The sequence below is a fragment of the Methylobacterium sp. HMF5984 genome, from assembly GCF_045033435.1.
In the GTDB taxonomy this organism is placed as follows: Bacteria; Pseudomonadota; Alphaproteobacteria; order Rhizobiales; family Beijerinckiaceae; genus Methylobacterium.
Genome location: NZ_JBJFLN010000001.1, coordinates 813,194 through 828,100 on the forward strand (window position 1 = coordinate 813,194; position 14,907 = coordinate 828,100).

11 protein-coding genes, 1 tRNA gene and 1 pseudogene are annotated in these 14,907 nt (G+C 70.5%); 8 read left to right on the forward strand and 5 right to left on the reverse strand.

The window, feature by feature from the left end; translation table 11 throughout:
• The first annotated feature begins 45 nt into the window (after positions 1-45).
• The gene (locus ACFZ8E_RS03885; protein ID WP_147843400.1) at positions 46-933 is read left to right on the forward strand and encodes a transglutaminase family protein; all 888 of its coding nucleotides are present in this window, start codon (positions 46-48) and stop codon (positions 931-933) included.
• Positions 934-1,027: 94 nt separating this feature from the next.
• Here the strand turns inward: ACFZ8E_RS03885 and ACFZ8E_RS03890 are convergent, their stop codons facing one another.
• Positions 1,028-2,065, reverse strand: a complete 1,038-nt coding sequence (locus tag ACFZ8E_RS03890; RefSeq protein WP_147728879.1) for an alpha/beta hydrolase — start codon at positions 2,063-2,065, stop codon at positions 1,028-1,030.
• Positions 2,066-2,145: 80 nt separating this feature from the next.
• Between ACFZ8E_RS03890 and ACFZ8E_RS03895 the strand changes: the two genes are divergently transcribed.
• From ACFZ8E_RS03895 to ACFZ8E_RS03905, 3 genes are read left to right on the forward strand one after another with little or no spacing between them, the layout of a single operon-like run.
• Entirely contained in the window at positions 2,146-2,472 is a 327-nt protein-coding gene (locus tag ACFZ8E_RS03895; protein WP_243947031.1) for a hypothetical protein, read from the forward strand.
• Positions 2,469-3,458: a methylmalonyl Co-A mutase-associated GTPase MeaB gene (gene meaB / locus ACFZ8E_RS03900; protein WP_243947029.1), complete on the forward strand. Its 990-nt coding sequence runs from the start codon at positions 2,469-2,471 to the stop codon at positions 3,456-3,458. The genes ACFZ8E_RS03895 and meaB overlap by 4 nt, the downstream gene beginning before the upstream one ends.
• Positions 3,455-4,114 carry a peptidase C15 gene (locus ACFZ8E_RS03905; RefSeq protein ID WP_279604201.1) on the forward strand — a complete coding sequence of 220 codons (660 nt, stop codon included), beginning with the start codon at positions 3,455-3,457 and terminating at the stop codon, positions 4,112-4,114. The genes meaB and ACFZ8E_RS03905 overlap by 4 nt, the downstream gene beginning before the upstream one ends.
• Positions 4,115-4,150: 36 nt before the next feature.
• Here the strand turns inward: ACFZ8E_RS03905 and ACFZ8E_RS03910 are convergent, their stop codons facing one another.
• Both ACFZ8E_RS03910 and ACFZ8E_RS03915 read right to left on the reverse strand, forming a co-directional pair.
• Positions 4,151-5,062, reverse strand: coding sequence for a response regulator (locus ACFZ8E_RS03910; RefSeq protein ID WP_405042047.1), 912 nt, complete (start codon positions 5,060-5,062; stop codon positions 4,151-4,153).
• Positions 5,055-8,489 carry an ATP-binding protein gene (locus tag ACFZ8E_RS03915; RefSeq protein WP_243947023.1) on the reverse strand — a complete coding sequence of 1,145 codons (3,435 nt, stop codon included), beginning with the start codon at positions 8,487-8,489 and terminating at the stop codon, positions 5,055-5,057. The genes ACFZ8E_RS03910 and ACFZ8E_RS03915 overlap by 8 nt, the downstream gene beginning before the upstream one ends.
• 285 nt (positions 8,490-8,774) lie before the next feature.
• Between ACFZ8E_RS03915 and htpG the strand changes: the two genes are divergently transcribed.
• The 3 genes from htpG to ACFZ8E_RS03930 all read left to right on the forward strand — a co-directional run bounded on the left by htpG (position 8,775) and on the right by ACFZ8E_RS03930 (position 12,205).
• On the forward strand, positions 8,775-10,604 hold the full coding sequence (gene htpG, locus ACFZ8E_RS03920; RefSeq protein WP_243947014.1) for a molecular chaperone HtpG: 1,830 nt from the start codon (positions 8,775-8,777) through the stop codon (positions 10,602-10,604).
• A 107-nt stretch (positions 10,605-10,711) separates the two neighbouring features.
• Positions 10,712-10,801 (forward strand) — tRNA-Ser (locus tag ACFZ8E_RS03925).
• Positions 10,802-10,936: 135 nt separating this feature from the next.
• Positions 10,937-12,205 carry a DUF6538 domain-containing protein gene (locus ACFZ8E_RS03930; RefSeq protein ID WP_405042048.1) on the forward strand — a complete coding sequence of 423 codons (1,269 nt, stop codon included), beginning with the start codon at positions 10,937-10,939 and terminating at the stop codon, positions 12,203-12,205.
• Positions 12,206-12,420: 215 nt separating this feature from the next.
• On the opposite strand, the pseudogene ACFZ8E_RS03935 reads toward ACFZ8E_RS03930, so the two are convergent.
• Together ACFZ8E_RS03935 and ACFZ8E_RS03940 are read right to left on the reverse strand one after the other, a co-directional pair.
• A pseudogene (locus ACFZ8E_RS03935) lies at positions 12,421-12,564 on the reverse strand (DUF411 domain-containing protein); the annotation flags it as partial.
• Between the two features lie 44 nt (positions 12,565-12,608).
• Complete coding sequence (locus ACFZ8E_RS03940) at positions 12,609-13,406, reverse strand: TIGR02391 family protein (RefSeq protein WP_405042049.1); 798 nt, start codon at positions 13,404-13,406, stop codon at positions 12,609-12,611.
• A gap of 147 nt (positions 13,407-13,553) precedes the next feature.
• Between ACFZ8E_RS03940 and ACFZ8E_RS03945 the strand changes: the two genes are divergently transcribed.
• Positions 13,554-14,905, forward strand: a protein-coding gene (locus tag ACFZ8E_RS03945) for an IS3-like element ISMex16 family transposase (RefSeq protein ID WP_405041759.1) whose coding sequence is annotated in 2 segments (ribosomal slippage) — positions 13,554-13,890 and positions 13,890-14,905 — 1,353 coding nt in all. Because the reading frame shifts where the segments join, the coding sequence is not laid out codon by codon here.
• The last annotated feature ends 2 nt before the right edge of the window (positions 14,906-14,907 follow it).

Here is a 14,907-nt window from a genome sequence, read left to right on the forward strand (position 1 = left end):
GCATGGCGTGGCCGGCGCCGGCCCAGGAAAGAAGGATCATCCCGGATGCGGATCAGGCTCGGCTGCGAGATGCGCTACGCCTTCCCCTATCCCGTGCCGATGGTGGTGATGCTCAACCTGCATCCCTCCTGCGCCGACGCCCTCGAGGCCCCCGATGCGATCGTCACCCATCCCGAGGTGCCGGTCGAGACGTACCGGGACAGCTTCGGCAACCTGTGCGGCCGCCTGATCGCGCCGGCCGGCGCGTTCACCATCGGCACCGACGGGGTCGTCGCCGACGACGGGTTGCCCGATCCCGCCGAGCGGGACGCCGAGCAGCACCGCGTCGAGGACCTGCCGGCCGAGACCCTGCTGTTCCTGCTGCCGAGCCGCTACTGCGAATCCGATCTGCTCGCCGAGGAGGCCTGGCGGCTGTTCGGCGACGTGCCGCCCGGCTGGGCCCGGGTGCAGGCGGTGTGCGACTTCGTCCACGCCCACCTCGCCTTCGGCTACGAGTTCGCCCACCGCGACCGCACCGCGCTCGACGCCTACCAGGGCGGGCGCGGGGTCTGCCGCGACTTCACCCATCTCGCGGTGGCGTTCTGCCGGGCGCTGAACCTGCCGACCCGTTACTGCACCGGCTACATCAGCTTCATCGGCGAGCCCGAGCCGCACCCGGCCGGCGATTTCTGCGCCTGGATGGAGGTCTATCTCGGCGGGCGCTGGCACGTGTTCGACCCGCGCAACAATGCGCCGCGCATCGGCCGGGTGATGGTCGCCTACGGGCGCGACGCCGCCGACGTGCCGCTGACCCACACCTTCGGCCCGAACCCGCTGGTCGGCTTCCGGGTCTGGGCCGACGCCGTCGCGGTGATCGACCACCTCGACGCGGAGGCCGCCGAGGAGCCGGAGGAGCCGCTGCCGCCGCAGACCATGACGACCCGGATGGGGTGAGGAGCGTTCATTCTTGGTCGTATGGGTCGGGACCCATGAGGCCCGGCGGACGCCCGCCGCCCCGCGGTCGCGGGGGCCGGATCACGATCCGGGCTCAGGCCCCGCTGCCGCCGCGCGAGATCGCGCGCTTGACCACGCCCTGCACCTCGGGGTTCGAGAGGAACAGGTCGTGGTTGATCAGGCCGCCGCCGTAATCCGAGGCGTCGGCGACGCGCACGCCCAGCGCCTCCAGGCGGTCGCGGTCGGCGGCGCCGGCGCGCACGACGCCGCCGGCGATGGCGCCGGAGAGCTCGAGCGCGCGGTCGTTGGTCGACGAGATCACCGTGATCTTGTGCACGTCCGCGCCGAGCTTGGCGACGCTGCCCGTGAACAGGTCGATGTCGATGTCGGGGGCGGCGAGCACCACGGCACCGATCCGATTCATCGCCGCGTCGCCGGCCTCGGCGCGCAGCATCCGCAGGGTCTCCAGCGTCAGCAGCGTGCCCATCGAGTGGGCGACGATGTTGATCCTGCCCGCGCTCTGGGTCGCCGCGAGGGCCTTCAGCAGGTCCTCGAACGCGTCGCGCGACCACAGCGCGCTCTCGCGGTCGTAGCCGTAATCGAAGGTCGCGGCGGCCGACGGCCAGGTGAACAGGCCGGAGACGCCGCGGAAGCGGATGCCGTCCGAGAGCCGGGCCGCGCTGACGGCGGCCGACTCGAACGATTCGCGGTAGCCGTGGACGTAGATCAGCACGTCGCGGCCGAGGGCGGCCTCCGCGAAGGCGTTGGCCGCGCCGGGGCCGGTCTCGACCTTCGGCACCGCGCCGATGGTCCAGTCGCCGGAGATCACCGACGAGACCTTGCCGAGCAGCGACCGGTCGGGCGGGGACAGCCGCACCTCGGCGAAGCTCAGGCCGCGTCCGCGCTCGGCGTTGAAGTAGGGGGGCTTGGGCGGGCTGCCGACGGGCTTGCGCGTGGTGGCGACGAGCAGGACCGGCATCACGTCGAGGGCCGACTGCCTCTCGGGCAGCGCGACCGTCCCGGTCGAGAGGCTGTCCGTGACGCAGCCCCCGAGGGACGGCGCCAGCACGGCGGCCCCCCCGAGGGCACCGAGGCGGACGAAGGCGCGGCGGGTCGGAGGCTGGCGCAGCATGATCTCGGGTCTGTCCGGCACGAGGGGAGACGGCGATGTGTCCGGCTCCGAGACCTAGCCTGTGCCGCAGGATCATGACCATGGCAGGGCGTAAGCGTGACCGTTCGTCCGGTGGATTGCGGGCATCCGGCGCGGCGGCCGGGAGCCTCCTCCTGAACGGCGGCGGCATACGGCGGTCGGAAGGGCAGGGGGATGCCTCACGATCGGAAAAGGACCCGCCGTGTTCACAGCGCGAAACCCTTTCGATCGCCAGATCGTCACCGGCGCGTCGCGCGATCGGCCTGGCCACCGCCGCCTCCGTCCTGTCCGGCACCGGCGGCGCTGATGCCGGGATCGCGATCGGCGCGGGCCGACCCGGTCCGTGCCCCTCGACGAACGCCGCCCGCCCCGGCATGAAGGGCGGATGACGCCTCCTTCCCTCGACATCGATGCGCTCCGCACGCGGCTGCTCGCCGGCGACCGGGCCGCGCTCGCCCGCGCCATCACCCTTGCCGAGTCGAAGCGGGCCGATCACCGGGCGCTGGCGCGGGACCTGATCGACGCGGTTCTGCCGCAGACCGGGCAGGCGATCCGCGTCGGCATCACCGGGGTGCCCGGGGTCGGCAAGTCGACGACGATCGACGCGCTCGGCGCCAACCTGACGGCCGCCGGCCACAAGGTGGCGGTGCTGGCGGTCGACCCGTCCTCGACGCGCACCGGCGGCTCGATCCTCGGCGACAAGACCCGGATGGCCCGCCTCGCCCTCGATGCCAACGCCTTCATCCGTCCGTCGCCCTCGTCGGGTACGCTCGGCGGCGTCGCGGCCAAGACCCGCGAGACCATGCTGCTGTGCGAGGCGGCCGGGTTCGACGTGATCCTGGTCGAGACGGTGGGCGTCGGCCAGTCCGAGACGGCTGTGGCGGACCTGACCGACTTCTTCCTGGTGCTGATGCTGCCGGGTGCCGGCGACGAGCTGCAGGGCATCAAGAAGGGCATCCTCGAGCTCGCCGACATGATCGCGGTCAACAAGGCCGACGACGGCGAGGCGGAGCGGCGCGCCAACGCCGCGGCCGGCGAGTACCGCGCGGCGCTCCACATCCTGACGCCGGCCTCCGCCACCTGGACGCCGCCGGTGGTCACCATCTCGGGCTTCCACAACCTGCGCCTCGACGCGATGTGGGACCGCGTCGTCGACCACCGCCAGAAGCTCACCGCCACCGGCGAGATCGCGAGGAAGCGCCGCGAGCAGGACGTGAAGTGGATGTGGGCGCTCGTCCACGAGCGCCTGCACCAGCGCCTCGTCGGCACGCCGGAGGTGCGCAAGCAGACGGCGGAGGCGGAAGGCCGCGTCGCGCAGGGCGAAGCCTCGCCGGCCGCGGGCGCGGCCGCCATCGCCGAGCTGATCGGGCTTTGAGCCTGGCGGCTTCCAGCGGATCGCCGGTTCTTCTGATCACCGGGTTCGGCCCGTTTCCCGGCATGCCGCGCAACCCGAGCGCGGCGCTGGCGCGCCGCCTCGAAAGGTCGAGCCGCCTCAGGTCGGCCCTCGGTCGCGCCCTGCGGGTGCGGGTGCTGGACACCACCTACGACGCGATCGGCACGCAGCTCGTGCCGACGCTGGCGCAGGCGCCCGCGGCGGTGCTGATGCTCGGCGTCGCCTCCCGGGCCAAGCGCATCCGCGTGGAGGCGCGGGCCTGCAACCGGGCGAGCCGGTTCTACCCCGATGCGTCGGGGCGCCCGTCCGCCCACCTCACCCTCGATCCGGACGGACCGCCGGCCCGCCGTGCCTTCGTCGCGCCCCAGGCCCTGGCGATCCTGCGCCGGCACGGGCTGGCGGCGGGGCGCTCGCGCGATGCCGGGCGCTACCTCTGCAACGCCAGCTACTTCCGCGCCCTGGCCGAGCCCTGCCCGGTGCTGTTCGTCCACATCCCGCCGGCGGCAGCGGTGAGGCGGCCCCGCGACGCGGCGCGCCCGCGGCACGGCCGACCCGATCCCGCGGCGCAGGCGCGGGCGCTCACGGAGGTGGCCTTGTTCCTTTGCGTTCGGGGACGGGCGGCCGCCTCGAAGCGGTGATGCTGCGTCGAATGTCTCACGTCGCCGCCGCGTCGCTCACCCCAGATCCTGCAGGTGCCGCGCCGCGATCACCGAGGCGGCGGTGCGGTTCTCGACGCCGAGCTTGGCGTAGATGCCCTCCAGGTGCTTCGTCACCGTGCGCGGGCTCAGCCCCAGGATCTCGCCGATGTCGCGGCTCGACTTGCCGCGCGAGAGCCAGAGCAGCACCTCCGCCTCGCGGCCGGTGACGCGAAGCCGATCGCGCAGGCGGTCCAGGCCCGCGGCGGTGTCGTCCCGCGAGAGGCGCAGCAGGATCTCGTCGCCGGTCCGGCCGATGAAGCTGAGGACGTGGGCGCGGCCCTCGCGGTCGCGCAGGCTCAAGGGCGCCGCCGCGCCGCCGTCCAGGGCGTCGCGCAGCCAGGCGCGGCTCGTCGCCGGCAGGGCGAGCGACGCGCCGGGATCGGCCGCGAGGTCGGCGAGCAGGCGCGCGGCCTGCGGCGTGCACCAGGCCACCGCGGCGGCCGCGTCCACGGCGAACAGCGTGCGGCCCGCGGTGTCGAGGGCCGCACGCGCGCTCTGGGCGGCGCGGGCGCTCGCCAGGTGGACGCGGATGCGGGCGAGGATCTCGTCCGGCGCGATCGGCTTGGTCACGTAGTCGACGCCGCCGGCGCCCAGCCCCTTCACGATGTGCTCGGTCTCGGTGAGCCCGGTCATGAAGATCACCGGCACGTGCGCGACCTGCGGCTTCGCCTTGAGGCGGCGGCAGGTCTCGAACCCGTCCATGCCCGGCATCATCGCGTCGAGCAGGATCACGTCGGGGGTGATCTCGTCGACCAGCGCCAGGGCGAGGTCGCCCGCCACCGCCACGAGCACGGTGGCCCCGGAGCGCTCGATCGCCTCGGTGAGGAAGCTGAGGGTGTCGGGAGAATCGTCGACGACGAGGACGATGTCGCGCTGCGGCTCAGGCATCCGAGGCGAGGCCTTCCCGATCCACCGTCCGCTCCACGGCCTGCTCGGACATCTCCTGGAGGATGCGCAGGTAGCGCCGCATGTCGAAATCCGCCACGAGGCCGCGCATCTCCGCCACGAAGGCGCCCGGCACGCGCGCATCCTGCGCCATCTCGGCGAGCTTGGCCTCGATGCCGCGGATGTGGCCGATCCGGCCGAGGCGCAGCAGGTCGCCGACCTGCTCCGGCGACGGCCCGGCGGGCGCCTCCGGCGGCGGCGTGCCCGGGGCCGGCGGCGGCTCGGGCTCGGGTTCCTGCGTGCCCGACCATTCCAGGCCGAGCAGCTGCGTGATCCGCTCGAGGAAGTCGCGCAGGTCGAAGGGCTTCGCGATGATCGCGTCGTGCGGGGCGTCGTCGCCGCGGATCGGGCTGATCTCGTGGACGTTGGCCGACATCATCGCGATCCGCCCGGAAAACCCGGTCTCGCGCAGCCGCTTGGCGACCGCCCAGCCCGAGAGCCCCGGCATCGCGATGTCGAGGAGCAGCAGGTCGGGCCGATCCGCCTGCGCCGCGGCGAGGCATGCCGCCCCGTCGGCGGCCTCGATCACGACGAGGCCCTCCGGCTCGAGGATCTCGCGCATCAGCGCGCGGTGGCCGGCATCGTCGTCGGCGACCAGCACCGTCCGCCGGGCGCCGCCGTAGGCCCGGGCCGGGACGGCCAGCGGAAGCGGCGTCGGCGCGGGGCGCGAGACCGAGGCCAGCATCAGGCGGAAGCGGAAGGCGGTGCCGCGGCCGAGCTCGCTCGTCACCGAGATCTCGCCGCCCATCACCTGCGCCAGCAGGTTGGCGATGGTGAGCCCGAGCCCGGTCCCCGGCGTGCCGGCGGCGGCCGGCGTCGCGCCGCGCTCGAACGGCTCGAAGATCCGCTCGAGGTCGGCCTCGGGGATGCCGGGCCCGGTGTCGCGGATCGTGAACACCGCCACCTGGCTGCGGTAGCTGAGGTCGAGCGCGACGTGGCCGCTCTGCGTGAACTTGATCGCGTTCGAGAGCAGGTTGAGCAGCACCTGCCGCAGGCGCTTCTCGTCGGTGGCGACCACCGCGGGCAGGATCTCGGGCCGGGTGAAGCGGAAGTCGAGGCCCGCGGCCTGCGCCTGCAGCCGCACCATGTCGACGATCTGGTCGAGCACGTCGGCGATGCGGATCTCGTCGCGGTGGATCTGCAGGCGGCCCGCCTCCATCCGCGAGATGTCGAGGAGGCCGTCGATCAGGCCCGAAAGGTGCTGCGCGCTGCGCCGGATCACCCGGATGCCGTTCTGGCGCGCGGGCGGGATCGCGACGTCGCCTTCGAGCAGCTGCGCGTAGCCGAGCACCGCGCTGAGCGGCGTGCGCAGCTCGTGGCTGATGCCGACGACGTAGCGGCTCTTGGCGAGGTTGGCGGCTTCCGCCGTCTCCTTGGCCGCCTGGAGCTTGGCGTCGGTGACCTTGTGCGCCTCGATCTCGGCCTCGAGCAGCGCGGTCTGGCGCCGGGTCTCGGCCTGCGCGACGCGGCGGCTCTCGTGGGCCAGCACGAACAGCCAGGCGACGACGCCGAGGATGACGATCAGGATGAAGAACACGCTGGTCAGCGCCGCCCGCAACGCCGCGCGGTGCTCGGGATGCTCCAGCGTCGCCCCGGCATGGACGATGCCGAGGATCAGGCCGACCACGGCGACCAGCGTCAGCATCAGGGCGAGGTAGCGCCCGAGCGGCGCGCCGATCCAGGCCGCGGTGCGTGCCGGCACGATCCGGCCGAGCGCGCCTTGCGCCTGCGCCTCCAGCTTGCCGTGCGGCTTGCACAGGTCTCCGCAGCGGGCGTCGAGCGAGCAGCACAGCGAGCAGATCGGCCCGTCATAGGCCGGGCAATGGGCCATGTCCTCGCCCTCGAACGGCAGCTCGCAGACCCGGCAGACGATCTCGGAGTCCCCCCAGTCGGCCTTCGGCGTCCGGGCGAGGTAGTAGCGCCCGCCCGTCCCCCAGGCGATCAGCGGCGCCGCCGCGAACGCGACGCCGAGCGCCAGCAGCGGCGCGAACGGTTGCAGGGCGTGCCCGAGCAGGCCGGCATGGGCGAGGTAGCCGGCGAGCAGCGCCAGCGTCATCGCCCCGGTGCCCACCGGGTTGACGGCGTAGAGGTGCGCGCGCTTGAACTCGATGCCGGGCGGCGACAGGCCGAGCGGCTTGTTGACCGCGAGATCCGACGCCAGCGCCCCGACCCAGGCCGAGACCACGACCGCGTAGAGCGGCAGCGTGCTGGCGATGGTCTTGTCGATGCCGAGCTCCATCAAGAGCAGCGCGATGGCGACGTTGAACACCAGCCACACGACGCGGCCGGGATGGCTGTGGGTGAGCCGCGAGAAGAAGTTCGACCACGCGATCGAGCCGGCATAGGCGTTGGTCAGGTTGATCTTGAGCTGCGAGACCACGACGAAGCCGGTCATCAGGAGCAGCGCGGCCTCCCGCGAGGGCGTGACGTAGCCGAAGGCGACCGCGTACATCCGCGTGGGCTCGGCGGCGTTCTCCGGCGCGACGCCGTGCGCCATCGCCAGCACCGCGAGGAAGGCGCCGAGCAGGATCTTGAGCATCCCCGGCACGATCCAGCCGGCGCCGGCCGCCAGCACCGCCGCCCACCAGCGCCGGTCGATCCGCCCCGCCTGCCGCCCCTTCGCCTCCGGCACGAAGCGCAGGAAGTCGACCTGCTCGCCGACCTGCGCCAGCAGCGCCAGCAGCACGCCGACGGCGAGGCCGAAGCGGGCCGCGTCGAGTCCGGTGCCCGCGCCCGGGGCGAGGCCGGGGAAGGCGAGCATCGCCGCGAGCGGCGCGTCGCCCTTCCAGGCGATGCAGGCCAGCGGCAGCAGGTTGAGGCCGATCCACAAGGGTTGGGTCCCGATCTGGAACCGGCTGATCAGGCGGATGCCGTAGACGACGAGCGGGATCACGATCGCGGCGCAGGCGAGATAGCCGATCCACAGCGGCAGGCCGAAGCAGAGCTGCAGCGCCAAGGCCATGATCGCGGCTTCGATGGCGAAGAACAGGAACGTGAAGCTCGCATAGATCAGCGAGGTCACGGTCGAGCCGAGATAGCCGAAGCCGGCCCCGCGGGTGAGCAGGTCCATGTCGACGCCGTAGCGGGCGGCGTAGATCGTGATCGGCGCGGCGGTGGCGAAGATCAGCACGCCGACGACGAGGACGGCGGCCAGCGTGTTGGGGAAGCCGGTGGCCAGGACCAGCGTGCCGCCGATCGCCTCCAGCGCCAGGAACGAGAGCGAGCCGAGCGCCGTCTGCGCCACCTGGAACGCGGACCAGCGCCGCGCCTTCTTGGCGGTGAAGCGCAGCGCGTAATCCTCCAGCGTCTCGTCGGCGACGAGGCGGTTGTAGTCCCGGCGGATCGGGATGATGTGCTGGCGCCCGCTCATGGCGTGGTGGTCGGTCCCGAATCGTCCCCGGACGGCGTGGCCCGCGGACCGTGCGGCATCGATAGGCCGGATCGGCGCAGGATACGCAAAAATCGTGCGCCGCCCGCGCGGCTCGCGGGGGGCCGACAGCATTGAATTCGCGGGGCCGCGACGGCATATCGCCACCGCATCCGCGCCCCGGGTCCTGCGGGATATGGCGCCGCGCGGACCTGTCCTGATGCGCTGCCCGACGACGAACCGACGTCCACTTCGTCCGGCGGCGCCTTGTGAAGTGGAGCGACGAACGTGAGCGAGACGGTGGAGCGGCACGAATTCGGTGCCGAAGTCGGGCGGCTGCTGGATCTCGTGGTCCACGCCCTCTATTCCGACCGCGAGATCTTCCTGCGGGAGCTGGTGGCCAACGCCGCCGACGCGATGGATCGCCGCCGGTTCGAGGCGCTGACCTCGGCGGCGAGCGCGCTGCCCGCCGACGCGAAGGTGCGGATCACCCCCGACAAGCCGGCGCGCACGCTGACGGTCTCGGATGCCGGCATTGGCATGAGCAAGGAGGACCTCGCCTCCAACCTCGGCACCATCGCACGCTCGGGCACGCGGGCCTTCTCGCAGACGCTGGCGGAGGCCAAGCCCGACGAGAAGCCGAGCCTGATCGGCCAGTTCGGCGTCGGCTTCTACTCGGCCTTCATGGTCGCCGACCGGGTCACCGTCACCTCGCGCCGCGCGGGCACCGACGAGGCCTGGACCTGGGCCTCGGAGGGCCAGGGCAGCTACACGCTCGAGCCGGCGACCCGCGAGGAACCCGGCACCACGATCGTGATGCACCTGAAGGAGGACGCCGACGAGTACCTGGAGAGCTACCGGCTCGACCATCTCGTGCGCAAATGGGCCGACTTCATCACCGTGCCGATCGCCATCGTCGAGGACGGCAAGGAGGAATCGGCCAACCAGGGCACCGCGCTCTGGCGCAAGCCGAAATCCGAGATCACGCCGGAGCAGTACGAGGAGTTCTACCGCTCGGTCGGGATGAACTTCGACAAGCCGTGGGCGACGCTGCACTGGCGCGCCGAGGGCGCGCTCGAGTTCTCGGCGCTGCTGTTCGTGCCCGGGATGAAGCCGTTCCAGGCGGTCGAGGGCGAGCGCGAGAGCAAGGTTCGCCTGCATGTCCGGCGCATGTTCATCACCGACGACGCCAAGCTGCTGCCGTCCTGGCTGCGCTTCGTGCAGGGCGTGGTCGACACCGAGGACCTGCCGCTCAACGTCTCGCGCGAGATGCTGCAGACCACGCCGGCGCTGGCCAAGATCCGCCGCGCCGTCACCGGCCGGGTGCTCTCCGAGCTGACGAGCCGGGCCAAGGACGCCGAGGGCTACCAGGCCTTTTGGGAGAATTTCGGTCCGGTGGTGAAGGAGGGCATCTACGAGGACCACGAGCGCCGGGCCGAGATCGCGCCGCTGCTGCGCTTCAAGTCCTCCGCGGTCGAGGGCTGGACCGGGCTCGCCGACTACGTCGCGCGGATGAAGGATGGCCAGGAGGCGATCTACTACCTCGTCGCCGACGACGCCGACGCCCTCGCGCGCTCGCCCCAGCTCGAAGGCTTCCGCGCCCGCGGGCTCGAGGTGCTGCTGCTTTCCGACCACGTCGACGCGTTCTGGCCCGAGCAGCTCGCGCGCTTCGAGGAGAAGCCGCTGCGCTCGGTGACGCAGGGCGCCCTCGACCTCTCGAAGTTCGCCGGCGACGGCGACGCGGGCGAGCCCCCGGCCGGGATCGAGGGCCTCGTCGCGAAGATCAAGGCGGCCTTGTCCGAGGACGTTTCGGACGTGCGCGCCACCGACCGCCTCGTCGACAGCGCCGTGGTGCTGGCCGCCGGCGGCAGCGGCCCCGACCTCCAGATGCAGCGCCTGCTGCGCCGGGCGGGCCGCGCCGCCGGCGGCGGCAAGCCGATCCTGGAGATCAACCCGCGCCACCCGCTGATCCGCGCGCTGGCCGAAGGCCCGGAGGACGCCGTCGCCCCGGCCGCCGGCACCCTCCTCGACCTCGCCCGCATCCAGGACGGCGACACCCCGCGCGACCCGGTCGCCTTCGCCCAGGTCGTCGCGGCGGCGCTCGCCGCGAAAGCCTGAGGCGCACGGCGACCTTCGCCGACGACGACGATCGAAAGATCGCATTCCGGCTTGTGATCCGGCGGTGCTTCATGCTAGGCACCGCCGGTCTCGACGAGGCACCTCGCGGAGAGGTGGCAGAGCGGTTGATTGTACCGCACTCGAAATGCGGCATGGGTGCAAGCCCATCGGGGGTTCGAATCCCCCCCTCTCCGCCACTCAAAACCTAACCTATTGGTATTGCAGATAAATCACTCCTGACGGGGACCGTTTTGGCGTCGTGGTGGTACACATAGGTGGTACACACGATGGTCCTTGCGATGGCTCGACCGTGGCGTCACCCGAAGACCGGCATGTACTGGTTCCGGCGTCGCGTGCCGAAGGAACTGCGGCTCCTTCTTGGAAGGAACGAGGAGCGCAAGACCCTCGGAACGAAGGAGCCGGCGCTGGCCCGGATGCGCTATCTCGAGAAGGCGGCCGAGGTCGAGGCGCGTTGGTTCCGACTTCGTTCCGGCGAGGCGGCACTGGATGCGAACCCGGAGGCGGTTCCACCGGAGCCCCGGCCTACCGGTGCCGAAGCGCCTGGTGCCCGTTCCTTCGTGGGATGGCCCGGACGGCCCGTCCCCTTTCGATCCAGACCCGCCGACGGCACGGCGCCCGTCCTCGAGGGAGCGGATCCGCGGCACCTCGCCGTGCCCTGGCGTCCCGTTTTCGAGGCCTACGCCGCGGAAGCCGATCTCGCTCCTTCGACGATCAAGCGCTGGACCGGCGTGCTGGTCGCCCTCGAGGGCGTCATGGAGACGGACGACCTCGCCAAGATCACGCGCCGCGATCTCATCGCGTGGAAGTCCGCTCTCCTGGCTTCGGGCCGGGACCCGCGCACCGTGCGCGATGCCTACATCGCGGCAGTGAAGGCCCTTATGAACTGGGCGGTCGCAAACGGACACCTGAACGCTAACCCCGCCGGAGGCGTCGTCGTCCTGGTCCCCGACAAACCCCGAACGCGGGATCGGGAGTTCACCGACGCCGAAGCCGAGACGATCCTGCGGGCGGCTCTCGGACCGCACGGCTCCCGCCTATCCCGCGAAAAAGCCGCCGCCCGTCGGTGGATTCCATGGCTTTGCGCCTACGGAGGAGCCCGCGTGAACGAGATGACCCAGTTGCGCGGGCAGGATGTGCGCCTGGAGAAAGGCATTTGGATCATCCGGGTCACGCCGGACGCCGGACGCGTGAAGACCGGGCGCTGGCGCGACGTTCCGCTGCACCTACACCTGGTCGCCCAGGGGTTTCCGGAATTCGTCCGCAGTCGCGGGAGCGGGCCGCTCTTCTACGATCCCGAACGGGGCCTCGGCGGCTCGGATGCGCATCCGATCTACAAGAAGGTCGGCGAGCGCCTCGCGTCGTGGGTACGGTCCCTCGGCATCGACGATCCGGGCGTCGATCCCAATCACGGCTGGCGGCATCGCTTCAAGACGGTAGGACGCCGTGCCGGAATCGATTCTCCGATCCTCGATGCGATCCAGGGTCACGCGACACGGACCGAAGGCGAGCGGTACGGTAGGTTTCCTATGGAATGTCTCTTCGACGCGATACGGCGCATGCCGGCATATGACTTGGGCTGAAATCGAGGCCCGCGTCGCGGACGTCCGCCGCACTTCCGAACACCGGTTGCTCTGAGCTGGTCCTGATCGCCGCTCGTAAGCAGGCCGGCGCAGGAAGCGGCCCGCGGCTCCGCGGCCGACGCCGTTCGCCGGCCGGGTTCGCCGCCGAAGTCGGCCGGCCATGCCGCGCCTTCGAGAGGTGTAGCATGCTTCCCCCGGCGAGCGGCGATGCAACCCGGGTCGAGCAGGACGACGTCGCAAGTGGCGGGCTCCGCGCCCTCGACCTCCATGCCCGGCGAACCAGCGGGCATACTTGGGACGGCTAAGCCCTTGACCTACGGCTTCTTCGCCAGCAGGCGTCTGATTGCCTCGGCGGGTAGCAAGGTCCGGGAATGTTGATACGCGTCTTGTCTTCAGGGGCGTTTCAGGGACGCGGTGGCATCCGAGCGCCATCCAGCCTTCGATGGATGAGGGAGACGAGGGTAAGGAGATCCTCGGCATCGGCCTTGGCCATCGCCCAATGGATCCGGGGCGCATGGGCGGTCGGATTCCTGAACATTCCGAAGACGCCCTTCACGAGGTTCGCGAAGCCCTTCTGCTCGGACCACTCGCTATCCGACGCCAGGTCGTTGATGGCCAGCATCGGAGTGGGGCCGCCGAGGGCCCGCTCCACAAGTGAGTTGCCGTCGTCGGTCAAGCCGGTGCTTGCCCTGAGCTTGGCTCCGACGCTCTTCACCGCCTCAAGCACGGCATGGAAGTAATTCTCCGCCAGCAGCTCCTCGCGACAGAAGCTCAGCACATCCGGATGCGTTCCGCGCGACTGAAGGTCGGATCTTAGCTCGCCGGCACGCCGCCGTGCTTCCGAAACCGTGGTGGCCTTAGTCGACGCGACCAAGCATCCGCTCTCGTCGACGGCTAGCGCGGCAAAGGAAAGTGCTGCGTTGAGCTTTGCCCGAAGCGGCTCTTGCCGTCCGGGATCCCGTAGGTACCTCTCGGGCTTCATCGCCTTCCGGATGAAGGCCAGGATCGCGGTTCGGTCCTGCCGCGCGTTCTGGCTTCCCACGAATGCGTCATATGTTCGGTGCCGCTTGTTGAGGCTCGGAGAGGGATCCGGGATGCCACAGCTACGCAGGAGGTGCCCTATTTCTCCGCCGGTCAGCCCATCGGCGGTGTCGCCGAGGGCGTTCGCGATGGCCTCAAGCTCGCTCTGGGTGAAATGCATGCCAATGCCCCCTTGCCTAGCGGACCGAGACGTACTCGTCGGCGCAGTCAAACCTCAAGGCCTGTCCGACGTCAGCACCTGTGGGACAGAATGAGGGTCTTCACGAACGGAGGATGGCTGGTTCATCGTAGCCCCTGAGGAGCGAAGATGAAGCAGACATCCGGACCGGCCAAGAAGCCGGCAGAAGCGGTGATCAAGGACATCCGTCGGGCCACACGTCGGCAGTTCTCGTCCGAGGAGAAGATCCGTGTGGTGCTGGAAGGCTTGCGTGGCGAGGACAGCATCGCGGAGTTGTGCCGACGTGAGGGGATTGCCGCCTCGATGTACTACGGCTGGTCCAAGGAGTTCCTGGAGGCTGGCAAGAAGCGCCTGTCCGGTGACACGTCTCGTGCGGCCACCACGGATGAGGTGCGGGATCTCCGTCGCGAAGCGGGGGCGCTGAAGGAGGTCGTAGCTGATCTCGTCCTGGAGAACCGTTTGCTTAAAAAAAGCATGAGCGGGGCTGGGGGCGACGAGGCATGAGGTACCCGGCCCCCGAGAAGCTGGAGATCATCCGGCTGGTCGAGCAATCCCACCTGCCGGTGCGTGCCACCCTGGACAAGCTCGGCATCACGCGCTCGACGTTCTACCGCTGGTACGACGCCTACCAGCGCGGCGGCCCCGAGGCGTTGAATGACCATCCTTCGCAGCCGAGCCGGGTCTGGAACCGTCTACCTGCAGAGATCCGCGAGCAGATCGTTGCCTTGGCTCTGGAGCAGCCTGAACTCAGTCCGCGTGAGCTGGCGGTGCGCTTCACCGACGAGCGGCGCTACTTCGTCTCGGAAGCGACCGTCTACCGGTTGCTCAAGTCTCAGAACCTGATCACCAGCCCGGCCTATATCGTCATCAAGGCCGCCGACGAGTTCCGCGATAAAACCACCGCGCCCAACCAGCTTTGGCAGACGGACTTCACCTACTTGAAGGTCGTTGGCTGGGGCTGGTACTACCTGTCGACGGTCCTGGACGACTTCTCACGCTACATCGTCGCCTGGAAGCTGTGCACGACGATGCAGGCCAGCGACGTCACCGCCACGCTCGACCTGGCGCTGGGTGCGGCTGGGCTCGATCAGGCGCGGGTGATGCCGCGGCCACGCCTGCTCTCCGACAACGGTCCAAGCTACGTCGCCAGCGACCTGGCTGACTGGCTCGGCATTCGGGGCATGACCCACATCCGCGGTGCGCCATGCCATCCGCAAACGCAGGGCAAGATCGAGCGTTGGCATCAGACACTCAAGAACCGCATCCTGCTCGAACACGCGTACTTGCCCGGCGAGTTGGAGACGCAGGTTGCCGACTTCGTCGAACACTACAACCATGCCCGAGCCCATGAGAGCCTGAGCAACCTCACGCCCGCCGACGTCTACTTCGGACGCGGCGAAGGGATCCTGGCCGAGCGGGAACGCATCAAGCGCCAGACCCTGATGGATCGCCGCTTGCGCCACCACGCGCAGGCTGCCTAACC